Origin of the sequence: Shewanella sp. Actino-trap-3, from assembly GCF_002836275.1 — a bacterium.
In the GTDB taxonomy this organism is placed as follows: domain Bacteria; phylum Pseudomonadota; class Gammaproteobacteria; order Enterobacterales; family Shewanellaceae; genus Shewanella; species Shewanella psychromarinicola.
On the sequence record NZ_PJCE01000001.1, the window covers coordinates 1,380,695 to 1,405,826 of the forward strand.

Annotated in this window: 22 protein-coding genes; 12 read left to right on the forward strand and 10 right to left on the reverse strand. The window is 42.2% G+C overall.

Annotation, left to right across the window (positions count from 1 at the left end; translation table 11 throughout):
* Positions 1-56: 56 nt before the first annotated feature.
* The 4 genes from CXF80_RS05920 to CXF80_RS05935 all read left to right on the forward strand — a co-directional run bounded on the left by CXF80_RS05920 (position 57) and on the right by CXF80_RS05935 (position 4,960).
* Positions 57-3,356: a DUF748 domain-containing protein gene (locus tag CXF80_RS05920; protein WP_101032006.1), complete on the forward strand. Its 3,300-nt coding sequence runs from the start codon at positions 57-59 to the stop codon at positions 3,354-3,356.
* Between the two features lie 119 nt (positions 3,357-3,475).
* The gene (locus CXF80_RS05925) at positions 3,476-3,832 is read left to right on the forward strand and encodes a glutathione S-transferase N-terminal domain-containing protein (RefSeq protein WP_101032007.1); all 357 of its coding nucleotides are present in this window, start codon (positions 3,476-3,478) and stop codon (positions 3,830-3,832) included.
* A 169-nt stretch (positions 3,833-4,001) separates the two neighbouring features.
* A complete protein-coding gene (locus CXF80_RS05930) occupies positions 4,002-4,451 on the forward strand; it encodes a hypothetical protein (protein ID WP_124011710.1) in 450 nt (149 codons plus the stop codon).
* Between the two features lie 308 nt (positions 4,452-4,759).
* A complete protein-coding gene (locus CXF80_RS05935) occupies positions 4,760-4,960 on the forward strand; it encodes a DUF2986 domain-containing protein (RefSeq protein ID WP_101032009.1) in 201 nt (66 codons plus the stop codon).
* A gap of 120 nt (positions 4,961-5,080) precedes the next feature.
* Here the strand turns inward: CXF80_RS05935 and CXF80_RS05940 are convergent, their stop codons facing one another.
* Both CXF80_RS05940 and CXF80_RS05945 read right to left on the reverse strand, forming a co-directional pair.
* Positions 5,081-6,619 carry an MATE family efflux transporter gene (locus tag CXF80_RS05940; RefSeq protein ID WP_101032010.1) on the reverse strand — a complete coding sequence of 513 codons (1,539 nt, stop codon included), beginning with the start codon at positions 6,617-6,619 and terminating at the stop codon, positions 5,081-5,083.
* A 60-nt stretch (positions 6,620-6,679) separates the two neighbouring features.
* Positions 6,680-7,510, reverse strand: coding sequence for an ion transporter (locus tag CXF80_RS05945; RefSeq protein ID WP_101032011.1), 831 nt, complete (start codon positions 7,508-7,510; stop codon positions 6,680-6,682).
* 166 nt (positions 7,511-7,676) lie between these two features.
* Between CXF80_RS05945 and CXF80_RS05950 the strand changes: the two genes are divergently transcribed.
* Together CXF80_RS05950 and CXF80_RS05955 are read left to right on the forward strand one after the other, a co-directional pair.
* Positions 7,677-8,180, forward strand: a complete 504-nt coding sequence (locus CXF80_RS05950; protein WP_101032012.1) for a L,D-transpeptidase family protein — start codon at positions 7,677-7,679, stop codon at positions 8,178-8,180.
* A 51-nt stretch (positions 8,181-8,231) separates the two neighbouring features.
* Positions 8,232-8,795, forward strand: a complete 564-nt coding sequence (locus tag CXF80_RS05955; protein WP_101032013.1) for a VOC family protein — start codon at positions 8,232-8,234, stop codon at positions 8,793-8,795.
* Positions 8,796-8,968: 173 nt separating this feature from the next.
* On the opposite strand, the gene CXF80_RS05960 is transcribed toward CXF80_RS05955, so the two are convergent.
* Positions 8,969-9,571 (reverse strand): class I SAM-dependent DNA methyltransferase, encoded by a 603-nt coding sequence (locus CXF80_RS05960; protein WP_101032014.1) that lies wholly within the window; start codon positions 9,569-9,571, stop codon positions 8,969-8,971.
* A gap of 406 nt (positions 9,572-9,977) precedes the next feature.
* A complete protein-coding gene (locus tag CXF80_RS05965; protein WP_101032015.1) occupies positions 9,978-10,859 on the reverse strand; it encodes an MYG1 family protein in 882 nt (293 codons plus the stop codon).
* 574 nt (positions 10,860-11,433) lie between these two features.
* Here CXF80_RS05965 and CXF80_RS05970 point away from each other — a divergent pair.
* Positions 11,434-12,261, forward strand: a complete 828-nt coding sequence (locus CXF80_RS05970; RefSeq protein WP_198554735.1) for an MFS transporter — start codon at positions 11,434-11,436, stop codon at positions 12,259-12,261.
* Positions 12,262-12,270: 9 nt separating this feature from the next.
* Positions 12,271-12,669 carry an MFS transporter gene (locus tag CXF80_RS20255; protein ID WP_332871099.1) on the forward strand — a complete coding sequence of 133 codons (399 nt, stop codon included), beginning with the start codon at positions 12,271-12,273 and terminating at the stop codon, positions 12,667-12,669.
* A 242-nt stretch (positions 12,670-12,911) separates the two neighbouring features.
* Here CXF80_RS20255 and CXF80_RS05975 read toward each other — a convergent pair whose 3' ends face one another.
* The 3 genes from CXF80_RS05975 to CXF80_RS05985 all read right to left on the reverse strand — a co-directional run bounded on the left by CXF80_RS05975 (position 12,912) and on the right by CXF80_RS05985 (position 16,912).
* Positions 12,912-13,568: a glutathione S-transferase family protein gene (locus CXF80_RS05975; RefSeq protein WP_269801256.1), complete on the reverse strand. Its 657-nt coding sequence runs from the start codon at positions 13,566-13,568 to the stop codon at positions 12,912-12,914.
* A gap of 779 nt (positions 13,569-14,347) precedes the next feature.
* Positions 14,348-16,294, reverse strand: a complete 1,947-nt coding sequence (locus CXF80_RS05980; protein WP_101032017.1) for a M48 family metallopeptidase — start codon at positions 16,292-16,294, stop codon at positions 14,348-14,350.
* Positions 16,295-16,315: 21 nt separating this feature from the next.
* Positions 16,316-16,912 carry a LemA family protein gene (locus CXF80_RS05985; RefSeq protein WP_101034687.1) on the reverse strand — a complete coding sequence of 199 codons (597 nt, stop codon included), beginning with the start codon at positions 16,910-16,912 and terminating at the stop codon, positions 16,316-16,318.
* 776 nt (positions 16,913-17,688) lie between these two features.
* On the opposite strand from CXF80_RS05985, the gene norV reads away from it, so the two are divergent.
* From norV to CXF80_RS06000, 3 genes are all read left to right on the forward strand, one after another.
* Complete coding sequence (gene norV, locus CXF80_RS05990) at positions 17,689-19,194, forward strand: anaerobic nitric oxide reductase flavorubredoxin (RefSeq protein WP_101032018.1); 1,506 nt, start codon at positions 17,689-17,691, stop codon at positions 19,192-19,194.
* The gene (gene norW, locus CXF80_RS05995; protein ID WP_101032019.1) at positions 19,191-20,336 is read left to right on the forward strand and encodes an NADH:flavorubredoxin reductase NorW; all 1,146 of its coding nucleotides are present in this window, start codon (positions 19,191-19,193) and stop codon (positions 20,334-20,336) included. Before norV ends, norW begins: the two co-directional genes overlap by 4 nt.
* A gap of 84 nt (positions 20,337-20,420) precedes the next feature.
* On the forward strand, positions 20,421-20,756 hold the full coding sequence (locus CXF80_RS06000; protein WP_101032020.1) for a DUF1971 domain-containing protein: 336 nt from the start codon (positions 20,421-20,423) through the stop codon (positions 20,754-20,756).
* Positions 20,757-21,133: 377 nt separating this feature from the next.
* Here CXF80_RS06000 and CXF80_RS06005 read toward each other — a convergent pair whose 3' ends face one another.
* A complete protein-coding gene (locus CXF80_RS06005) occupies positions 21,134-22,000 on the reverse strand; it encodes an endonuclease/exonuclease/phosphatase family protein (protein ID WP_269801257.1) in 867 nt (288 codons plus the stop codon).
* A 267-nt stretch (positions 22,001-22,267) separates the two neighbouring features.
* Between CXF80_RS06005 and cls the strand changes: the two genes are divergently transcribed.
* Complete coding sequence (gene cls / locus CXF80_RS06010) at positions 22,268-23,722, forward strand: cardiolipin synthase (protein WP_101032022.1); 1,455 nt, start codon at positions 22,268-22,270, stop codon at positions 23,720-23,722.
* A 66-nt stretch (positions 23,723-23,788) separates the two neighbouring features.
* Here the strand turns inward: cls and CXF80_RS06015 are convergent, their stop codons facing one another.
* Together CXF80_RS06015 and CXF80_RS06020 are read right to left on the reverse strand one after the other, a co-directional pair.
* A complete protein-coding gene (locus CXF80_RS06015) occupies positions 23,789-24,151 on the reverse strand; it encodes a hypothetical protein (protein WP_101032023.1) in 363 nt (120 codons plus the stop codon).
* Positions 24,152-24,295: 144 nt separating this feature from the next.
* On the reverse strand, positions 24,296-24,961 hold the full coding sequence (locus CXF80_RS06020) for a DUF3047 domain-containing protein (RefSeq protein WP_101032024.1): 666 nt from the start codon (positions 24,959-24,961) through the stop codon (positions 24,296-24,298).
* Between the last annotated feature and the right edge of the window lie 171 nt (positions 24,962-25,132).

Sequence of the window (25,132 nt, forward strand, 5' to 3'; positions counted from 1 at the left end):
AGTTTTTTTGCTAAAATAGCTACCTGTTACCATTGTTTGTATCAAGACTACTCCATATGACCTCGTTTTTTGCTCAGTTGCGCTCAGCGGTTAAACCGCGCTCTCGTATTCAAAAATTAACCCTTTATGGATTAACCATTTACCTATTGTCTTGTGCTGTACTCGGTGGATTAATTCCGTATATTGCCAAACAACAAGCACCAGAGATATTAGCCGAGCAATTAGGTAGAGACGTTAGTCTACAAGACATTAGTATCAATCCTTTTACGCTAGAACTAACGGTATCGGGTTTGGTTATCAATGAAGCTAATAGTCAGCAAACCTTTGCATCACTAGCCACGCTGTATGGCAACATTCAATTGTGGCAATCCATCACATCTTGGACATTAGTGATTGAAGATATCCGTCTAGCACAACCCACCATCCGAGTGTCGCGTACTCAAACCGATGATCAACAGGTTGTATTTAACTTTAGCGACATTATCAAGCGCCTAGGTAAAGACACTCAATCAACACCAGCCAATGCTGCACCGACGAGTCTACCGGCGATAAACATCGGTAGAATTGAGCTGCTACAAGGTGTGTTCACCTTAGATGACAACGTCACCGATACTCATATCAACTACCCAAATATCAATCTGTCATTGACACAATTTAGCAGCTTGAGTACCGCGTTAGAGGATAAACAAGACCAGGTTAATCGCTATAATCTGAGCATAGAAGATCAATTTAACGGCTCGGTGGCACTGCAAGGACAATTTCAATTATCGCCATTAGCAATACAAGGCGATCTCGACGCTGCTGGCGTTGATTTATCTCGTTATTGGGCTTTTGTTGATCAACTGTTTGCGATTAACTTATCTGAAGGCATGCTCAGCGTAAACGGCCAGTACACTGTGACGTTACAAGATAAAAACTTAGCCCCAATAAGCCACATTAATGTCACCAAAGCGCAGATAGTGATTAACCGTTTTAAAGCGCTACATCAGCAAGATGAAAAAATCGCCATTGATGTGTTAGCGTTAAAAAATATCAATGTAGATAGCCAGAAAAAACTTGTTAGCATTGATGAGTTTCATACTGAAAATGGTAAAATCAAACTCAACATCACCCCTAAAGGAGCTGATTTAGTCGCGTTACTGTTACCTCAAAATACTCAACTTCTCGACGATGCTGCTTCGAGCCAAACTGATACTAATGACACCACAGATACAACAGAGGTTGCAAAGGTCTCAAATATCACTGACGCCAGCATAGAGGCAGAGTCTGACATAACCACTGAACAAGTCACCCAAACCTCTGACGCTATTGTGACCCAAACACCGCAAACAAACGCAGGATCACCCCGCCCGTCACAAACTGAAATGACAAGCCAAAATGTTGATCCTAATGCTGTTGATGAGGTTGATTCTCCATGGTTAGTCAATTTACATAAAATCACTGTGGCACAGTACCAAGTAGACCTTGGGGAAGGCATTGCCAGTGATAACATCATCCTTTGGCAACTCGGTCCCATTGATTTCTCAACCGGCTTGGTAAAATCTGATTTATCCACCCCTATTGATTACCAATTCTCGACCGGCATCAATGCGCAAAGTCTATTAACGTCAACGGGGCAAGTCGATGCATTAACACAAACGATTAATGCTGATATCGATTTTAGTAATATGTTGTTGTCACGCTTGCAACCCTATATCGCGCCATACATTAATATCACAGTAGAAGACGGGGTATTTTCCACTAAAGGTAATTTACATGCCGATGCTAAAGATACCCTCACCTACACAGGCAGCGCTAACATCAACCAGCTGCACATTAACGATAATGTGCTAAATAAACCATTGCTGACATGGGAAACCATGGACATCAACCAGTTATCGTTTGATCGCCAACAAGCCATCATTGACATCGATGAAATAAACTTCGATAAGCTCTTTAGTCGCATCATTATTTCACCCGATCGAGGCACTAATATCAGCCAGCTGATCCACACAAAAAAAGCCTCAACCGATCCCGTGGAGATAAAGCAAGCTGTTGATAGCGTTGATCCGAGCAAATTGATAGTCGATCAGCGCAAAGCTGATGCCTCAACACTGAATTCATCAGCAGGCAGTGAACCGCCAATGACAGATTCACCGCAAATGCAGCTCAACATTAATAAAATAGGCATTAAAGACAGCTCAGCTTTTTTTGCGGATAACTCATTAACACCTAATTTTGCTTCAGGCATAGAAATGCTCAATGGCCAAATTAGCCATCTTTCATCGAAACCACAGACCACTGCATCGGTTGATTTGGCGGGTAAAATCGATAGATATGCTCCGGTGACGTTAAAAGGTGAGATCAATCCGTTACTCGACCAACCGTATCTTGATCTTAACTTGAATTTTGACAACGTAGAGTTAACCTCGGTCAATCCCTATTCAAGTACTTATGCCGGCTATTACATTGATAAAGGCCAATTGTCATTAGACCTAAACTACCAACTTAAAAACACTGCATTAGTTGGCAGTAATCACGTCGTCATTGATCAACTTAAACTGGGCAAACCCAGCAATAGCAGTTTAGCAACCAGTCTACCGGTGACGTTGGCGGTGGCATTATTGCAAGATCGCCACGGTGTGATTGATTTGGGCGTCGATGTATCAGGGGACCTTGATTCTCCCAACTTCAGCTTTGGAAGCATAATCGTGAATGCTTTGGGTAATATTATTACCAAAGCCGTGACCTCACCGTTTTCATTCTTAGCAGGCCTTGTGGATGGTGATGAGGAAATGGATAAAATCAGTTTTGATTACGGACTCAGCAGTCTTTCACTTAAACAAAAAAATACCCTCGACAAACTGGCTAAAGCATTAATAGACAGACCGCTGCTGAATCTAAATATTAAAGGCAGTATTGACTTAATTAACGATAAACAAGCGTTAGCTGAAATCAAACTGCATAAACAACTGGCTATAACAGCAGGGATAAAATTTAACGCGTTACCAAAAAGTTTATCTGCCAGCCAGTTCCCTGCAACAGGGCCATTAGCTGATGCACTGTATCAATTAGTTGAGCAAGAATTGTCGCAGCCACCATTAGCGATAAAACAATCTTTACAACAAGAAACTCCAGAGCTGACAGAAGTAGAGCTCGTTACTCGCTGGCACATTGGCTTATACAATATGCTTAAAAACCACCAGCAGATCACTACAGATGAATTTGGCCAATTAGCACAACAGCGGGCCAGCGCAGTTAAAGCGTATTTAATTGATCAAGCAGGCATTGATGCGGGAAAAGTTTTTGTACTAGAAAGCCGCATCAACACCGTAGAAGATGCCGCAGAGGCATTGCTTGAACTACAAGTAAATTAACCCGTCATAGCTATTAACGGCTCTCGACATCGGGTAGACTGCGCATACATTGTAAACGAGGAATAACAGGCGTTTGCAATCATGCCGTATCATTAATATTGTTAAGATTGAGGTTTTATATGTTTATCGTTCGCTGGATTTTAGGTCGAATTATTTTGTTGTTAAATTTTGTGTTTGCTCCTAAAAAGCGCCAACGTCCGCAAGATCAACAAGTCATTGTCGATCAACAGACTCAATCGCTGGCATTGTATCAATACGCCGCCTGCCCTTTTTGTGTCAAAGTTCGTCGTGAAATGCGTCGTCAAAACTTAACCATTAACTTAGTTGATGCCAAACAAGATGAGCACAAAAGCCTGCTAACCGAGCAAGGTGGCAAACTCAAAGTCCCTTGTCTACGTATCGAGCAAGATGGCAAAACCCAATGGCTATATGAATCAAAAGCCATTATGAGCTACCTCAACGAGCGTTTTGCGTAAACCACAATTCGTATTATTTCGCCACAGTTTAGCTTAATGCTGTGGCTAACAGATTGCTGTATATATTCTTTTGTTTTTTAGACCATTGTTGTATCAATAAATGGTTGATAATTATCTTCTGCAGCTTTTTCCAGATATCATTTAGGATAAAAAACTGATGAGGTTATGTGTGTCAAAAATCGGCTTAATCATTTGTAGCGCCATACTTCTAAGCGCCTGTAGCACCAGCGAACCAGACCCAATGGACTATGTTGGCCAGTTTCGCGACGCATTCAGCACGCAAATTAAAGGTAAAGGGATTAAGTTATTTGTCTATAAAGCCAAATTAGCTACCGCCCTTGATCGCAGCATTCCCGGTGATGCTCCTCGAGATAGAGTCATTCGCCGCAGTAAACAAGATGCCCAAAGCTATCAAATAGAACTACGTAAAGCTGAAAATCGCCTAGAACTGTGGCATCAACAAATCGATCTTGGCCTTAAAAAAACCATCGAAATGAACGGTTATTGTAAAGCCGGATTTATCGAATTAAGTCGTTATGTTGAAACTGAACGCGGTGAAATTCGTGGCGAATGTAACGATGGTGCTACCGCTGAAGATATCAAAAAATTCGGGGTTTAATGAGTAAACCCCGTTCGGGATACTAAACGGTTGTTAATCAGGTAAAATATTCTGATATTTACCGCTTTATCTCATCTTTTAACCCGAGTTGAGGTAATTTAGCTGATGATGTTTTACCTGACTTGAAAGACTAATACTGTCGCTGACGGATAAAACACTATATCCAGCTAAGCAATTAAGCTAAAATAGCATCCAAATTTTCTCGTGATGTTGCCGTTGGCTCTAAGACCAGTGTCATCACGCTTTGATAAGCTGTTTATCATCAAAAATGATATCAATAGCTTGTCGTTTACAAAGTAAGAAATCAGATGAATAGAAAGCAAGAGATGATCAAAAAGCTGGCTAAACGTGCCAAGGCTCGCCAAAACAAAGTGGTGCCGTCTAACCCTAGCAGCAAGGCTGTTGAGCGTTATATCTCTAAAGCTGAACGCGAAAAAATCGCGGTAACAGAAGCCGCAGAACAAGCCGCAGCAACAGAGACCAGCAACACTGAAACTGATAAAGACTAACGCCGCCTCACAAGGGTGTTAGTGACAAAAAGCCCCTATTTTGTTGGCCTTAGCCAATATAATAGGGGCTTTTTATTGCCTGTTAAATAGGTATTCATGATGTGTTAAATGCTGACTAGATCAATTAGTTTTATCGGCGCTCGTTTTGTCAGTATTGGTTTTGTCAGCAATAGTTTCATCGGCATTATCTTGTTGCGCAAATTGCTTACAAAAGGGCTCTTCATCCAATTGGGCCATCTGAGTGCGTCCTGGCATAGGTGATGGTGCTGCAACCATATCAATGTTTATCGCATCGTCTTCTAACAGTTGTTGGTTGGCACCAGCCGGCAACAAACCTTGGCGACTAATTTTGTCGACTAATCGGTATGCACAGAAAATACCTATCACACCGAAGATAATCGCTCCAATAACCTGGCCAATTAACACCCCAAACACGCCGCCCCACTGCGCGCCAAAATAGACAAAGGGTATGGTGCCGACGGTTGCTTTTCCGACGTTAAAAAAGGTGGAATATTTGGCCTTACCTAAATTATTAAATGAGGCGTTGGCAATAAACAAAATGCCCGAAAAGATAAAGAACACGGCAATGTACTGACAGAAAAATAAAATAAGCTCTGCCGCATCACCTTTCATAGCAAAGCTGCTAATAATGACATTGCGTAATAGATACAGACCAAGTGACATCACCAGCACATAAACCACACAAAATTGAATCGCTTTGGTCAAACTCAATCTAACTCGCTCAATTTCATTGGCACCAAAGTTTTGCCCCACAATCGGTCCAACGGCCCCCGACAGTGCAAAAATCATCCCAAACGATACGGGGATCAAACGACCTAATACAGCCCAACCAGCCACATAGCTATCACCAAAATCGGCGATAGCTCGCGTTACCACCGCATTACCAATGGGAGTTGCCACATTGGTCAGCATTGCCGGTGCGGCAATTGAAAAAATAGTCCCGAGGTCTTGTTTAAACTCATCAAGCGAAAATCGACCTAACAGCTTATGTTTTATCACTACGCCGCGGGCGGAGATAATAAACACAACAATACGAGCCAATACCGAAGCCGCGGCCGCGCCTTCTATCCCCATTGATAAGGAAAAAATGAAGATAGGATCTAATATGGCATTTACACCACCACCGGCGAGCGTCGACATCATCGACAATTTGGCATCGCCCACCGCGCGTAATGCACCGCCAAGTGCCATTGCTAAGCAAATAAACGGTAATGATGGCACCAGAATATATAAATAGCTTTGCGCTAATTCCGCCGTGCGCCCTGTTGCACCCACCAAGGCTAACAGTTCTGGAATAAACGCAATCACTACCGCAGCCACCAGCACACTGGTGATTAACGTCACGATGGCACTGTTTAAAAACAATCGTTTAGCTAACTTAATATTTTTAGCACCCACTGCTTTTGACACTAATGCACCCAGAGCAATAGATAAGCCGATGCCTATTGATGTGGTAAAAAAAGAAATCGTGCTGGCATAACCTGCCGCAGCGGCAAGTTCAACTTCGCCGAGCAGACTTAAAAAGAAAATATCGAGTAAGTCGACCACAAACAGTGCCGAAATCCCTACTGCAGCAGTAGAGCTCATCACTAGGATATGGCGTAAAATCGAACCCTCAACAAATTTAGCAGTGGTCATTAGTATCCTTGAGTGTAAATATATATAAGCAAACCCAAGCTCGCTTTATGGCCGATAACCCTAGAGTTTTTCCAGTTCGCTACCACAATGATTACAATATTCAGCATCGTTATCGTGGCCTTTCTTGCCACAATTACTGCATTTACGTAAATCACGGGTTCTGACCATTTCATGTGTAATTTCAGCGGTTAAAATGCCTGTTGGAATGGCAATAATCGAATAACCAATGAGCATAGTCAGTGCCGCAATCGCCTGACCTAATGGTGTTTGTGGCGTAATGTCTCCATAACCCACCGTGGTAATGGTCACCACGGTCCAATACATGGACTGAGGTATTGAAGTAAAGCCATTATTTGGGCCTTCGACTACATACATAATCACACTTAATACCATGATAATCAGGCTTACTGCGAAAAAAAACATAAACACTTTTCGACTCGACTGCATCATGGCTTTGAGTAATATATGACCATCTCTTAAATATCGAAGTAACTTTAATACCCTAAACACACGAAATAAACGCAGTACCCTTAGCGCTAACGCCACATTGGCACCTGGGAAAATCAAGTCTAAATAACTGGGTAAAATGGACACTAAATCCACTACACCAAAAAAGCTGCGTGCATAGTGTAACCGATTAAGCGAACAATAGATCCTTAATATGTACTCAACGGTAAAGATTACCGTAAAGGTCCATTCAGCAATTTGAATATAGTCACCGTACGGCGAATTAACTCGTTCTATCGTATCGATAAAAATTAATAACACACTCAGTACAATACAGACCATAAGGGCAATATCGAAGCGTTTTCCTGCTAAGGTTTCGGTACCAAAAATCACACTTCTAAGGTATTGTTTCAGTGGGCTGTCGGGTTTTTCTTCGGTATTCATCTTAATATTCACTGTCTTGGGCAATAAATTGCAAATAAACTTGGTTAACTAATATCAATTAACCCTTGTTGTCGTTAAAATCTAACATTGACTGTCGGATGTTAACATTCGAAATAAGGTCATTTTACAATAAAAATCAAAAAGGTCATTGGTTTACGGAGTTTTCATGCGCGCGTTGTACATATTATTTATAGCCTTAATTTTCTGCCCGTTATTAGCGCTTGCTTCGACAAGCCAAACAACAGCAAAAGTGGATTTAGTTGTGGTCAATAAATCCGAATCTCGTTTATCTGTCATGCGTGACGGAAAAGTGGTTAAAAGTTACCTCATTGCCATGGGCGATGTGCCCAGTGGTCATAAGCTTAAAGAAGGTGATCAACGCACTCCACAAGGCCGTTACGTTTTAGATTATAAAAAATCTGATAGTGCATTTTATAAATCGATTCATATTTCGTATCCCAATGAAGAAGATAAATTAAGAGCTGACGCATTAGGGATCCGAGCCGGTGGCATGATCATGATCCACGGTGAAAACCCTCGTTCAACGCTGCCGCCAAAAGAAGCACAAAAGTACAACTGGACCAATGGTTGCATTGCCGTCACCAACAAAGAAATGGATGAATTATGGCAAATGATTGATGCCGGTACACCGATTGAAATATGGCCATAGGCTGATTTAATCTCAACCATACCATTTTTGCTTTGTTTTTTGGGTCACAAAATGAATTACCAACACCTACAACATACTTGGGTCGACTTTGGTCAGCGCATTACGGCATTTATTGATCAGTTAGGCCTAGAGAACTTATCACTATACTGCGATCATGCCGCCTTACGTGTGAACGACAACCACATGGCGCAGTTATTAGCTGATGAATTTAGCCAACATGGCAAAATAATCTCCAATAATATCATTAACGGTCGGCCAATTTTAATCATTAAATTAACCGAGCCATTAGTTATTGGCGCAATGCACATTCAATGTGTTGAACTGCCCTTCCCATCCGACAAAGCTTATCCAGTTGAAGGCTGGGAACATGTCGAGTTAGTGTTTCCGTCACAGGCACAAACCTGCCAAGCACTCGCGGCTGAGCTTATCGAAAAAGTGCCACAACTGGCTGATATTATTGCGGGCAATAGTGACATTAAGGTTAAGCAAAGTTCGCCAAAAGGCGATAAAGAGCGCTTAGCCAACCCAACCATAGCGTTTAAGGCCAATGGCATTTGCGTTAAAGTACACCCGCACGATATTCAAAAGATTGTTGAAAGTGAACAAGCCTGCTAAGCATAGTACTAATAACGCTTTATCTGGAAACGGCAGCACTGATATAAAACAAGCCAAACCTCGATATGCCAATGCCATAACTGAGTTTGGCTTGTTTAGATCAATGACAAGAAAATGAGTAAGTAACGAACAACAGTCAACGGTGTTGTTCGTTTGATCAACTTGATACCTGCTTATTTCTTAGCCGTTAATAAAAATACCGCAAACTCTCCTTGTGACTTGTGCATCATACTAGCATCAACGACTTTAACCTCTCGAAAACAAGCTTGTTTTGCTGCAAGAGCAATCGCATCTCGGTCAAAACCGAAATGGTAGACACCAGTATCTTCTGTATGGAAACTTCCATCTTCCTTGTCAAGATCAGATATAGCGATTATTCCGCCATCATTTAGCAGAGAATAAAACTTAACGAACATTGCCCCAATATCTTTCACATGATGCATTGTCATTGAAGATATAATGCCATCAAATTTATCTGTGATATCTGTAGATTCTAAATCAATGGCCAATATATCAATTTCACAACTAAGACTGACTCGCTTCTTTTCAAGCTGATCATTCATCGATTTTGAAATATCAATCGCAGTAATTTTTCGTACAGACGGCGCAATGCGCTCAAGTAGCAATCCGGTACCTGAGCCAAAATCCATTAAGTGCATTTTTCGATCAAGGCTTACATTTTTAATGACAGCATTGGCAATGTTTTCGACATTTGAAACTCTATTATCATCGCTATCGAAAATATCTGCTTTATGCTCAAAAAAATCTCTACTCATCTTTGCTTCCTACTTCGGTAAAACGTTGAGCTCAGCCGCGATGTTGGCTACTGGATTGTTGAGGTTATCTAGACTTGTTATCGCCAATGAAGAGCGAATATATTCGTGTGATATTGAATGTCTCAGAATGATTTCGAATGTCTATAAACTAATAACATCTTTTGAATCGTTTACAGGCTCGCATTAGCATGATGTCATTGCGTTTAAAGATAACTCGCTAGTCTTTTTACTAACGAGTTTACGTAATGATGCTATGGCGCAGCAAATCCTTTTGATGCCGCCAACAATCTTGGCCATGTTTTGAGTACTACATTGGTTCACAGCCCTACGTTCAAGCTCGTTTAGGTCTTCACCTTTTACTGAGCACTGCTTACCAAATACAAACATTTATCATGGCGTTGTCGGTTTAGGCTTTAATGGCATCAGCGACTAACTTCATAGTTGACTGAAGTGAACCTGTTGCACAGATAAATAAGCCATGATGACAGAATACGCCATCGGGGATCTGTGCTACTTTTGAAAACGCTTCATCACTCAAACCAGCCCATGATGTTGGAAAATCTTTACGGTTAGAGAATTCTCCAGGAGCGGATGGAACGGTGCGGGCGTACCATTTTTCACCATTTGGAAATATTGCATAAAGTATCGTTTCATTTCCATTGCTGTTAAACAGGTGTTCTATCCACTTACAATCTTCAGGCACAATGATATATGAACGTTTTTCATTGTGAGCCACGTTAAGAGCAAGTTCCACCCCTTCCCGACTATCAATCCAGTGCTTCGCTTGTGCGATGGCAGTCTGAAGCATTAAACGAGCGCGCAATACTTCACCCTCAAAAACGTCATCTGTTTTAGAGTGGTCCTGAGGGTTCATCATAGAAATTGACCCCGATAGTGATATTTCGCGCACATCAGAAAAGTCTTCAATATGATGTGTTAATGTCACTCCATTATCAATTGCATCAAACTGCCTAATCAAACGTCGACTAATCCTATCTGCAATATCAGGACAGCCACAAATCTCAGTACCATAATGAGACCAAATAAGGCCGATAGATGACATTTTTAAACCATCATCGTATGTCGGACCGTTCTTAAAATGGTGGTCATATACCTTTTCATCGTGATTGTAGTAACCACCAACATCAACGAGGTAATCGCATTTTGCCCATACTTTGGGGTCACGTGAGCGATGTATTTCATACTCCGGATGCAACATCGACAACGCCGCAATGGCAAAAACATCATCGGCATGAAATGCCCCGCTGTGTGTTCCTAATATCTTCATCAAAATAATATATCCATTTACGTTATCACCAAAGCGCGCATTATTTATACGATACTTCAGTTAAGTGTTAGAAATTATAACGTTTCACTCATCAACAAGAAAACCCATTTCTGTAAAGAAAAAGTTTGCGCCGTATAGAGAGAGTAAAATCTATTTACGAAAAAATACTGCTTTGAACACAATCATTCATTCTGCTTCGTATACATCGCTTTTTTTATATCGGCTTTTACCAGATTGGCAGCAACAATCTAGCGTTGACGCTATGGCTCCTTTGATGCAAGGGCATTTAAAAAGATAGTTTATTATCCATCAATCAAGCCCCGTTGTGGCGGTGTGCTATCTTCAGATAAAAGCGACATAGAAACCTGCCATGCTAACATGCACATAAACAAAAATGACAAAGCCGCCTATCCTACAAAGGCAATAGAGTAAAAAGGAAATAGGTTCATTTGGCTATTTGGACTTGGAAACATAGCTAAATGTGAATAGCATAATAGTCATCCGCATTTCCCTTTGTTGACAAACCATCAAAAAAGTCAATTGTGTGAATTTTTTTAGGGAGCTTATATAATACATGATCCGCGAATATTTACTTTTTATAAGCCACAGCTGGCCAATTCTCATTTTTGGCGTGATGACCGTTTTCATGGGCAACTTCGGTCAGTCGTTTTTCATTAGCTGGTTCGGAGACAGCTTTAAAGAAAGTCTTGGTCTATCAGCCACAAGCTATGGAACCGCCTACTCTATGGCAACACTTGCCAGTGGCCTACTTATCATGTGGATTGGTGGGAGTATTGACAAGGTCTCGTTAGAAAAGTTTATCCTATTCTGCACAATTGGACTTTCTCTGGCAGCGCTCACACTCTGGCAGACCAATAACCTAACAACGCTTGTTGTCGGACTTTTTCTCCTGCGTTTTTTTGGTCAGGGACTTTTTCCACACACCGCCATAACCACAATGATGAAAAGGTTTTCTTTGAATCGTGGCAAAGGTGTAAGTGTAGCAACCACAGGGGTTCCCTTAGGTGAAATCATACTGCCTTCCATTGCAGTATTTTTTATTGCACAATTCGGGTGGCAACAAAGTTGGTTGATCATAGCAGTATCAGTCCCCTTACTTTATCTTCCTCTGGCACTTTTTCTTATTAAACGTGCGAGAAATCAAAAATATGCCGAACATGATCCAACTTTAGACTGTGAACCTTCTAAACCACTCAAAGAGGATGGATCGAGAAGAACATTACTTGCCGATTATCGTTTTTGGTTGGTACTACCCACAGTCCTTGCGGCACCATTCATCGTGACAGGAATATTTATTCATCAGGGATTTTTTCTTCCTCAGATGGGCTGGACACCCATGCTTTTTGCCAATTGCTTCGTCTTTTATGGGATAGCCCATTAGCTTTCATCAATGTATACGGGCGCATTGGTTGACAGATTCAGCGGGAGACAATTGTTAAAATATTACCCCATCCCAATGCTCATGGCTTTGTTGTTGGCCTCGCAACTAACAGGCAACTGGGTTGCTTACGCGCTACTTATTTTACTCGGCATCGCCATGGGCTCCGGTAGCCCAATCATTAATGCGCTTTGGGCTGAAGTCTATGGCACCAAGTATCTTGGGAGAATACGCGCACTCATGGTCTCTCTTGGTGTAATATCGACCTCGATTTCTCCGATTTTATTTGGTTATCTCATTGATAATGGGATCACAGGCTCTCAGCTTTTCTTCTGGCTCTCCATGTACATATTACTGGCAATGTTTCTCGCTTTTTTTTCATACTCTCACGAGAAGAAACTGAAAATTTAATTATGTAACCAACAAATAGACACCAAAAACAGTAATCACAGCCCTACAATTGCCTAATGGAAACATGCTCTTTATGAAGAAAAATGGGCCACTACCTTAAAATTATTTTCACCCTAGTTCTATCTCGCGTTGTGCCACTTTGCGTATATGGACTCCACGAGTGTTAAACATAATGAATTAATGGCCATAGGTACTTATTCACTGCAAAATTCTATTAAGTGCGCGAACCATCCCCCCTCGGATCAGCATTCCAATGTCAGTCCCTCCTGAGACATCATCTGTTGGATAGAGTCGCGTTGAAGCATGGCTTGCATGTGGCGGCGTAGGTTTGGCCAGTCTTGCGCTCGACTGCTATAGCGGCTGCTCCAGTAGGCCACCATAAACAAATGAAAGTCGGCGCCGCTTAGTCTGTCACCTAGAAGCCATGGGCCTTTGTTGCCCAGATCATCGTTGAGGATGCTCCAGCAGCGGCTCAGGTCTTGGGTTGCTTTATCCACCACGGGGGTCAAATCGATATCGCCTGCGACGTAGTGCTCCGGGTGGGCCCAGCGGTTAGCCGCTTCCTGCAAGGTATTCGACATCCAAGTGAGGTATTGGTAATAATGCCCTCGTTGCGGCGAATGCAGTGTGGGGGCCAAACCGGCATTCGGGTGCTGGTCAAGCAGGTACATCAGGATCGCCGCCGATTCATAAATGATTTCGCCCCGGTGCTGTAATGTGGGCACCTTGCCGTTCGGGTTGATCGCCAGGTACTCCGGTGTACGTTGCATTCGTTTAGCCAAATCGATCTCGATCAACTCGTAGGCCACGCCCAACTCTTCCAGTACGGCGTGAGTGGCCATGTTGGCCCCACCGCGATCCCAATACAGTGTGTAAATAATATGTCTCCTGTTGTGCAACGAAATTAACCAACTATACCACTGGGAGGCGGTTTTTATACTTCACCTTGCCGTTGGCCACCGATAATCCTCTGCCTACATCGACAGTGACTGCATCTGAGAATAAAAACGAAGACGCTTAATGCCCCGGGGCGCCTTAAAATAGCCTCTTTTGTTGGCCTTTACTTAACGACGCGCCAAAGCACCAATTGAGACAAGTATTGACGTCAAGCAATAGCCGATGGCTAGTGGGTTAATGGAGGGCTGCATTCCCTTTTACCTAAAAAGCATAAGCCACTATTTTTATTATTTTTTATTATTATTATTTTATTATTTTTTGTCTAAAAAATTGACTTAATCTCGCTATGGTACAGTAAATCATTGCGATGCCAGCAACACTCTTAATTCATCATTCTTGTGTCATTTCCATCTCAAATGTAATGGCTCTGACTTAAGCTAACCGTTACCCGTTTTTAAAATGGTGACCTTCAATTTAGCTTTTAGCTAAATTCTTATCAGCCCCAACCTATTTCCCATTAAGTAATGTTTCATTGCCGGTGCGCCGCGGCACATTTTCCCAAATGAATTCGATCTTTTTTTGTAGGTTTCGATCCATTTATCTAGATGGGTTTATTGCAACGCCGTTAATAATATGGCGGGAGATGCATTTAATTTGATGATCTAGTCGCTTATTAAAAAGACGAGCAAACGGTAGGTCCATTCCATTATTGGTGCATATTCTTATGAGTTAAGGCTAACGAGTGCAATCCATACTCAAGGTAAATTGAGCGATACAATGCTTAAGCATAAGAGATCAGTGGTGGCATTGGACAAGCCAGAACATCGGCAAAAGCCCGTAATAATTCAACCTCAACCGGATCTATCTTTTGATCGCGCATGATGCAAACGGCACAGGCGTGCAATAACATCGGTTTGGCCATAGGAGTTAACTTTTCCAGTTTTTGTAGCGCTGTGTCCAGATCTGATAGCTTGACTGCATTTTCGTTAACTAATTTGAGCTCGCTCATTCCCAATGCTTCTACCGCGGTGATAAAAACGTCCTCTCTGACAACCTGTTCTTGCTGACCGGCATAGGTCAACACTGATAGCAGCAATGCAATTTCGGGCTTAAGTTGCTCGCTATCTACGCTAGCCAGTAGGCTGCGCGGATGTTTGAAGAAGTGAGCATCCAGATGAATGAACAGAATTTTACGTAAGGTCCACTCCTTTAAGACAAGTTTAAAATCCATGTCAATCAGAGCATCCATATTGACTCTGAAAATCTGGTACTGAGACAGTGATAACTGTTTGAGAGCTGGGATGGCAATATCAATTAATGGAAGCCGAGAGCCAGCTTCTAACCTATCTATTTCAGACAGCAGTTTACGGGTAAAAACGGCAACATTTGCGTCGGCATATTGGTGTAAATAAGCTAATTGTTTAAGCCGAATTTGCTGATCCTTATCCAATAGCAGGGCATAAACAACAGCCCGAGCCCCATAGGGTTCACGAGCAGCATCCTTGATGACAGTGGGTAACTGCGCAATTAACGCCCGAACATAATCGACCGTTTCCCGCGTAGGATTGCCTATTTGACTAATACTATTGGCAACATCAACTATGGACGCCCCGGCAGCAATTGTGCTCATTTTTTTCGCCAGTTCTGGCTGAGCCTTGGATACTTTTCCATCGCCAGATTGCACACTTTGGTCTATTTCGAGCTTGTCGACAGTGGCAAATTTGCCATCCCAATGGGGATCGATGTGTAAGATACGCTTTGCCAGTGGAGGATGGGTAGCAGACAACGTTTGCATGAAACCTGAAACGCCTTGAGCAAAAAAAGCATGGCTGATTTCAGGTGCCCCTGGATCCTCTATCAAAGATCCAAACTCAAGCCCGCCGATGCGTTTCAATGCACCCGCAATGCCTTCTGGGTTACGGGTAAACTGAACCGCTGAGGCATCTGCTAGGTATTCTCTTTGTCGACTCACGGCCGCTTTTATTAAGCCGCCAAAAAAAGTCCCGGCAAAGCCGATGACAATGAGCCCAATCGCCAGGGCTAATATTCCTGCGGTCCCTTTACCATTGTCCCGTCCACGCCTAGAACGAGAAGTGGAATACAGTAAGTGGTAACCAATAATACCGAGGATCAGTATCCCGTTAAGAACACCGATCAAGCGGATATTTAGGCGCATATCACCGTTAAAAATATGACTAAACTCATGAGCTATGACACCTTGAAGTTGATCGCGACTTAGGTGATCAATCGCTCCTTGAGTCACGCCAATAACAGCATCTTTGGGGGAGAAACCGGCGGCGAATGCATTGATACCGTTCTCGTCAGCCAACAAATATACCGGTGGTGCTGGCGTACCAGAAGCGATAGCCATTTCCTCTACCACATTTAATAATTTTCGTTGATTCAGAACAGTGGTATTTTGTGCGATTAATTGTCCCCCTAGCCCTTCGGCAACAATCTTGCCACCAGCCGACAAAGCCATGATTTTATAAAGACTGCCTCCCAAGACCACCAGAACGACTGCCGAACTGATAGTGGCAAAAGTGCGCCAATCCATTTGCTGCCAAAAAGACTGACCCGCTGACATTTGCGCGTTGTCGATAAAACCGAACGCCAACATAACCAGCAGATTAACCATCACGATCAGGATGATCACCGCCAAGCTAAACAGCAAAATCAACTGAAAAGTGTTTTTACGTGCTCGGTCCTGGGATTCAAAAAAATTCATGTTGCATACCTAGAAAAATGACTAAAATGAGACTTTGGGTGCCGCCTGGATGGCCACAGTATCTTCAAACTCCAACAATGTTGCATCTTGCCCATGACCAAATCGCGCCGCAAAAAACACCGGAGGAAAAGTTTGTTTATAAGTATTATAAGCCATCACCTGATCGTTAAAGGCCTGCCTGGAAAAAGAGACCTTATTTTCCGTGGAGATAAGTTCCTCACTTAACTGCAGCATATTCTGATTGGCCTTAAGATCGGGATAGGCCTCCATCACCATGTTAAAGTTCATCATGGCCTCCCCCAGTTTACTTTCAGCGCCACTCAGTCCTTTTATGGCATCAGTGTTACTGGGATCGGCCGCCGCCTTTGACAACATATTCTGCGCCGTATTACGTGCCTCTACCACGGCTTCCAAGGTTTCCCGTTCATGTTTGATATAACCCTTGGCGGTCTCGACAAGATTAGGTATCAAGTCATATCGACGTTTTAATTGCACCTCGATCTGTGCGAAGGCATTTTTGTAGCGATTTTTCAGCGTAACCAGTTTATTAAATACCCCGGTCACATAAAAAAACACCAGTGCCACCAGAACCAGAATAACTATCAATGTGATTGACATATTTTTCACCTTTATCCAAATATTTACGCATCCTTTCGATGCTATTAGTCTTGTATACGCGTTGTAATTGAGTTTATAAACACTAGGCTCATCTAAAGCTTGTGCCAAATGAGCTATCACTAAAACCGAAATGAAAGACTCGAGTAACATTCAGACAATAGCCAAATCCATACATTAAGTACCTAATTACTAAAAAATCATCCAGTCTCAACAGTTGATAGGCATAGGCTGTCATTGTACAGCGACCTTTTCTAGCCTTGCTAGTCACTAACCCAAGCCATTCTTATAATCAATAACATAGCCTCTTTCAGCATTCATTACGATAGCCTTTTATAACTATACCAGCACATAAATTGGGTATTTTTCTCAATAGGTTTAGCTCTAGATAATGAGCGTTGAGTAATATGACCGGTTTACATCAGTAAAAGCGGCCTGCTTACTCATGGTTATTACCATAAGGAGTCTCTTCTAAGCTCACTATCATGTGCCTTGGTCTAGCCATGATTCATTACCACTAAGCGAATAAGGGTGACCAAAGACTAGGCGGCCAGTGATCAGGTCTTTATTAGACTCTTGAGAGGATGCCACCTTAAACATGTCATTTTGACACGCAAGTGTTATTAAGACACCTTTTAGGATTGTTAATATGACAATTACTCAACTTTAATTGAAATAATTAACTATTTAATCAGCTATTTAACTAGTTGGCATGCAGTCTGCATTAATATATTTAACTTTATGAATTTGTAACTTTTCAATTTAATACAGGTGTAAATATGACAATTCACATTAAAAATAATATCGACTGGGTTGGCCAACGTGATTGGGAAATATTGGACTTTCATGGCACTGAATATAAAACCACCAAAGGGACGAGTTACAATAGTTATCTTATTCGTGAACAAAAAAATGTCTTAATCGATACCGTTGACCACCGTTTCAGCCTGCAGTTTATTCAAAATCTTGAGATGGAAATTGACCTAGATAAGATTGATTACATTGTTATTAATCATGCTGAAGAAGATCATTCAGGCGCGTTAGCGGCTCTGATGGCTAAAATCCCCAACACCCCGATTTACTGTACCGAAAATGCTATCGATTCCATTACAGGCTTACATCATCATCCAGAATGGCATTTCAATATCGTCAAAACCGGCGACACGCTAGATATCGGTAACGGCAAGCAGTTGGTGTTTATTGAAACACCTATGCTGCATTGGCCAGACAGTATGATGACTTATCTAACCGAAGATGCCGTATTGTTTAGTAACGATGCATTCGGTCAACATTACTGCGATGAGCATTTGTTTAACGATGAGGTTGATCAGATTGAATTGATGGACCAATGTTTACGTTATTACTCCAATATTTTAACTCCGTTTAGCTCACTGGTTACCGCTAAAATTAACGAGGTGCTGAGCTTTAATCTGCCAGTTGATATTATTGCCACCGCCCATGGCGTAGTGTGGCGCGATGACCCTACCCAGATTATTCATCAATATCTGAAATGGGCAGACAATTATCAGGAAGACAGGATCACTATTTTTTATGATTCAATGTCTAATAATACCCGTATGATGGCTGATGCCATTGCTCAGGGGATCCACGATGTTGATCCTGGGGTGTCAGTTAAAGTCTTTAATGTGGCCCGCCATGATAAAAATGACATCTTAGCCAATGTGTTCCGCTCTAAAGGCATATTAGTGGGTTCATCTACCATGAATAATGTGATGATGCCGAAAGTCGCTGGGATGCTAGAAGAGATCACCGGCCTGCGTTTTAAAGATAAAAAAGCCGGTGCCTTTGGCAGCTACGGTTGGAACGGCGGTGCGGTCGATCGTATTCACACCCGTCTTACCGATGCCGGATTTGATACGATTGTGGGCCTAAAAGCAAAATGGCGACCTGATGGTAAAGCCATGCGCGAATGCCGCGACCATGGGCGACAGATTGCCAAAAACTGGGCATGGCATGATCTTAGTAATGTTAAATCCATTTCACCAGCATCCCTAGCCAAAAACAACCAAGCCACTGCCACCGCTAAGCCAGCAACTAAGTCTCGGGAAAGTAAACCTGAATGCGGTGCTGCTTCGGCAATTGATGATTCACAAAATATGTTATGCACTGTGTGTAACTGGGTTTATGAGCCAGTATTGGGCGAACCTAATCAAGATGTTGAACCAGGAACACCGTGGAGCGAAGTACCAGATGTCTTTCTCTGTCCAGATTGCGGCCTTGGCAAAGAGGTATTTATCCCTATTGAAGCAAGGAAAGTATCATGAGTGCACCCATCATCATTATTGGTAGCGGCTTTGGCTCATATCAGTTAATCAAAACCATTAGGCGCATAGATCAGCACATACCCATAACTGTTTTTACCCTCGATGAGGGCCACGATTATAATAAGCCTGATTTGAGCCATGTATTTAGTAATCAACAAAGCAGTGCGGATTTAATTCGCCTCAGTGCGCAGGAATTTGCCTCTGAGAATAATATTACTCTGCATGCTTTTACTCAGGTTGACTGCATTGATAGCGATCAACAGGCGGTATTTGTTAAAGGTGTCGCCTACCCTTACACAAAATTGGTGCTGGCAACGGGGGCAAAAACATTTGTTCCACCGATGCTTGGTAATGCAACAGACAAGGTGATCACCTTAAATAGTTTGCGCGAGTTTGAAACTGCGCAGCTGCAGCTACAGAATGCGCAGCGGATTTTAGTGATTGGCGCCGGCATTATCGGTACTGAAATAGCGATGGATCTTAACCGTTGCGGTAAAAGCGTAGTAGTTGTAGATCCAAGCAACGGCCTTATGGCAACGATGCTGCCAGATATAGTCGCCAGTGTATTACAAAAGAAGATGACCGAAACAGGTGTTGAATTTGAGTTTGGCCGCACCATTAGCTCCTTAAACCAAACCGGATCAGGAATTTGTGCCACACTCAGCTCGGGTAAAACACATATTGTTGATTGTGTCATTTCAGCGGCGGGGTTAAAGGCTAATGTGGGTTTAGCCCAAAAGTCGGGATTCAAGGTCAACAACGGCTTGGTGGTTAATCAGCAGCTGCAAACCTCAGTTAATAATGTGTATGCCTTGGGAGACTGCGCCGAGATAAACGGCAAGGTGATGTCCTACCTGCAGCCGATTATGTTAAGCGCCAATGCGTTAGCGAAAACCTTATTAGGCCAACCGACAGATTTGAAACTGCCTGCTATGCTGGTCAAAGTTAAAACGCCGCAAATGCCTATCCAATTAGGCGGTAATACCGTCATAGATGTTGCATCCTGGCAGGTTGATATTGATGCTTTAGGTTGCTCAGTAAAAGCGTATAACGAGCAAAAAGAGATCATCGGCTTTGTGGTAACAGAAGGACATATGAAAAACACCTTCCCACTACTGAGAGCCTTGCCAGCTAATCTTTAGAATTTAGTATTTAGTATTTAGTATTTAGTATTTAAACCAGTAGGCTCAACTAAGCCTGCTAATGTATCAATTTAGGAGAGAATTATGTCTCATCAACGTATTCCAGCAAACTGGACCATTCAACGCTCTACCCCATTTTTCACCACTAAAAATGTGCCTGATGCGCTACTTAACCACCACAATACCGCCGAAGGTGTCTTCGGCCAATTATGTGTGATGGAAGGTGTAGTCACGTATTTTGGTTTTGCAGACAGCGAAGCGACTGAGCCAGAAGTGAAAGTAGTGATTAATGCTGGCCAGTTTGCCACCAGCCCGCCAGAGTACTGGCACCGCATTGAATTAAGCCCTGATGCACAATTCAATATTAATTTTTGGTCCGATAAGGATAAAACTGGTCAAGCTATGTTTAATAAGAAGTAATAGGGTGAATTCCCCCGCGACTTCGCTTAGCTCTGATCACGGGGTTTTCTCTACAGATTAGATAAAGCAGTGACCCAACACTTTTTTACTCGAAAAACGACTTAAAGATAAGATTCAGATGTACCAAAATGAAGAGAATAGCAGGGAGAGCATAATGTAATATTATGCTCTTACCGTGCTAACGTGAGCAAAAAATGATGCGCCATAGGTAAACTTTGTAGGCGTTCCCTATTGAGATTTAAACGTGAACGATTTAGAGCGCTGTGTTTTCTACATTCGAATTTTTAATTTTAATTAAGTTTTATCAATACGTTAATAATTTAACCATAGTGAGCACTGTTCGCAAAAAAAACCAAAATCACCATAAGCTATGTGGTTTAACTTTCGCCTAATCTAAACTGTGCCAACAAAGGATGATGATCCGATGTTTGGGTGGTGATCACCCTTGCAGACTCTAACGTCAGTCCCCGGAAATAAAGGTGGTCAATGGGGTAGCCCATCACAGTTGTTCGGGTGTCTTCTGCTGGTGTTACCTCTTTCAACCCTAATGCCTTCGTCGTCTGAGCTAACATGGACAATCTAGCGGAGCGCCATGTATTTAAATCACCACCGAAAATGATTGGGCCTTTGTGGGCTCTCAATGCCGGTAACAGCTGCTGTAACTGCTCAGTGTAACTATCTAGAGCGTATTCAAAGTTAATACTGTGTAGATTTGCCACTAGCAAGGTTTCACCATTGGACAAGGGGAAGTAACTTAACAGACTCGACTTTGGAAATTGAATTAGGGGTTCGGCCGTCAAATATCCACAACTTTGACTCGCTGCAACGTCAGACATATTCATTACACCAAGCGGTATATCACCTTGACGAAAGGCTTGTACCATCGCCAATTGCTGCTGGTTTTGTTGGCGCCACTGTTGAAACTTGTCAGATAACTTGACCTCTTGCAGCAACAATAATTGATTCTGCTTGGCCAGTTGGCTTAACAGCGTTTGCCAGCCTGCATTTTGCTGTTTATAGATATTCCAGCTCGCGACAGCCAGTTGACCATCCATATCCAAATTGGCTTTAGGTATGGCATCAACACATTGAGCAGCAAACGACTCTTGCTCACTATTAATCACCTGAGGTTTAGTCGCAAATTGAATAAAAAATGGCACAACCACTACTGTCGTCATTATTAATATGACGATAACAAGACTCCCCCATCGAGTAAGCCCTAGCAGCTTGTGCTTTGGTTGCAATCTTGTTGTTGATGTTGGCTTTGAGCGAAAAATGCCGATTGACGATACCTCTATTCATTTTACGGGTGATGTTTGAACGTTATGCTTGAGCTTGGTTAACATTAGTTTGATTAAGACTAGCACCTTTATAATAAAACAAACTGTTTGATATACCCAGCCGTACAGATGGCAGGTGGTAGATGGTAGATGGTAGATGGTAGATCAAATAGTTTGAAACCTGATATGATAAATATATCTTTTTCTGCATGATTGATCCACTGGCTTGCTATGGTTGAGCTTTACAAAGTATTAACGTTAATCAGCGTGTTAGCCTATTGGCTGATCATTGCCGGGATCACCACTCGTATTGTCTATAAACGGCGCTCTGTGGGTGTATCCTTAGCTTGGATGATGCTTATCTATGTGGTCCCCATCATAGGCATTGTGCTTTATTTTCTCGTTGGCGAGCTGAACCTTGGTAAGAAGCGCGCAGCCAGAGCCAAAGAAATGTATATCCCCTATCGGAAATGGCTTAGCGGGCTTTTCACTACCCAGCAATATCGTCCGCAAAATTTAAATGATTACACCATTACCATAAGCCAATTATGCGAAAAACGCCTCGGGATCCCGACATTATCCAATAATCAACTCACGCTTAAATCATCACCCGACACAATTTTAACCACCCTGATCCAAGATATCCAACAAGCACAGACGTCGATTCATGTAGAGTTCTATATTTGGCATCCCGGTGGACTTGCTGACCAAGTTGCCCAAGTCCTTATCCAAGCCGCTCAACGTGATGTGGCAGTAAAAATCTTATTAGATGCAGCAGGAAGCCGAACATTTTTTAACAGCAAGTGGCCAAAATTGATGCGCGATGCAGGCATAATTATTATTTCGGCGCTATCCGTTTCTCTTGTACGTATGTTATTCCGCCGGCTCGACATCCGACTTCACCGTAAAATAGTCGTGATAGACAACCAAATCGGTTATACCGGTTCAATGAATCTCATTGATCCCAAGTTTTTTAATCAAAGTGCCGGAGTGGGTGAGTGGATAGATGTTATGGTCAGGATCACCGGCTCCAATGTGCCAGTGCTTAATTGTATTTTCGCGTGGGATTGGGAAACCGAAACCGACCAAAGAATGTTACCTGAGCCTCCAAAATGTTATCCCCATGAAGATAAAGCATCCGACATGGTTCAAGTCATCCCTTCTGGACCTGGCATGCCTGAGGACATGATCCAGCAAGTTTTATTGCTGAGTATCTATCAAGCGAAACACAGTATCACCATCACCAGCCCTTATTTTGTGCCCAGTGAAAACCTACTCTTTGCGTTGACTGCTGCATCCTTGCGTGGTGTACAGGTTAATTTAATCATACCCGACAAAAACGACTCACTGATGGTGGAATGGGCAAGCAGGCCTTTCTTTGGTGAATTACTTAATGCGGGCGTAAATATTCATCGTTTTGGTGGCGGCTTGCTGCACACAAAGTCAGTCGTAATTGATCTGCACCATAGTCTAATCGGTACTGTTAACCTTGATATGCGCAGCCTGTGGCTTAACTTCGAAGTCACTCTTTCTGTAGACAATGTAGAATTTACTCAGTCCCTCAGTCAAGTCCAACATCAATATATGGCCAACTCGATAAAAATGGATGCTCGTCAGTGGCGCAAAAGACCTTTGATCAAACGATTAGTGGAACAGTTTTTTTACTTATTCAGCCCACTGCTTTAACGATAAAACAAGCAATGCGGCTCACTAGAGGCCGCATAGCCAGTTCTAGCTTTCAACAATAGTAACTTAACAAATATCACCCGTATCAATCACAGGTTTAACGACTGTTGCACCGATAATGAGCAACATTAAAAAGGGCACTGCATGGCACAAAATCATCGGGTACTTGGCAACTAAAGCCCTTGTTGGGATGAAAAAGTAAGGGTCCACGTTACCTAATAACTTATAGGCAGGCATCAATATTGACTTAAACCAAGTTTGAAAATAATAGCCACTAACAGCCACTATCTGTACTTCAATAAGTAATAACAATAAATCAAGCCCAACAGCATCAACAAACACAGCTAAAGACACTAACTCTGGGTTAAGTAACAATACACAGATAACCGATATTGTGACTATCTTCCAAATCCACTTTTTGATGTTCATAAATCTTCCATGATTAAGCAAATCAATATTTTAAATGTAGTCAAATTACCCATAACATTACCGGCTGACTCGCTAGCTAAACGTAAGTACAAAATATTGTATTGATTTAATTTTATGCTATTTCAATCGCTGATTAACCGGTTGCTACATTGCACTGAATACTATGTCACCATAATAAGATTCAGCTTGTTTGCCACTATTATCGGTATCGGTCATAATCGCGATAATGTCTATATATTGATAAGCTTTCTGGTTAGCTTGCTCACTGCCTTTGTCACCAAAAATATCAATCAAGTCTTGGTATACATTACGTTTTTCTTGGTACCACTGACCCTGTTGCGCTTCCTTTCCTCGAACAGACATCATTTTGACACTTGAGCCAGCAAACGCATTATCCCAAACCAAGTCTTTATCTTGATTACTCGACCAAACATAGTTTAATGATTTGGTTTTCCACACCATAAAACCACCATCGATAACCACGTAAATTCGAGCGACAAAGTCATCACCATTTTTACTGCGCTCATCTAACTGCAGCAGCGTTTTTTCGACTAACCAACTCCAGTTTAGGTAAGGCGTTGCAGTAAGATCAATTTGCTGTTCTAACACTAACCCTGATGCGGCATTATGACTGAGTGCTTTTAGCGCCAAGCGCCCTTTATATTCATCTATGGTGTAAATTGATTCACCTGAGAATTCTTTGGGTTCCCAGCTATCAATCCCCTTGTCACTCAATGAGGTCAGGTTAGTAGCAGCGGTCACATTCAAGCAAACGATTATGCTAAAAAGTAAAATAGTCCATCGAAGCATGTGGTCCTCCTATCACTACACTAAGTGGTATAACGCCGAACACTGAGAAATTTATCAGTGAGTCTGATCTAAGCCATAATGATAACTAAAGACGACCAAGTCACATTTATAATCAATAACATAGTCTCTTTCAGTATCCATTGCGATAGTCTTTGTTTATTCAGGCACATA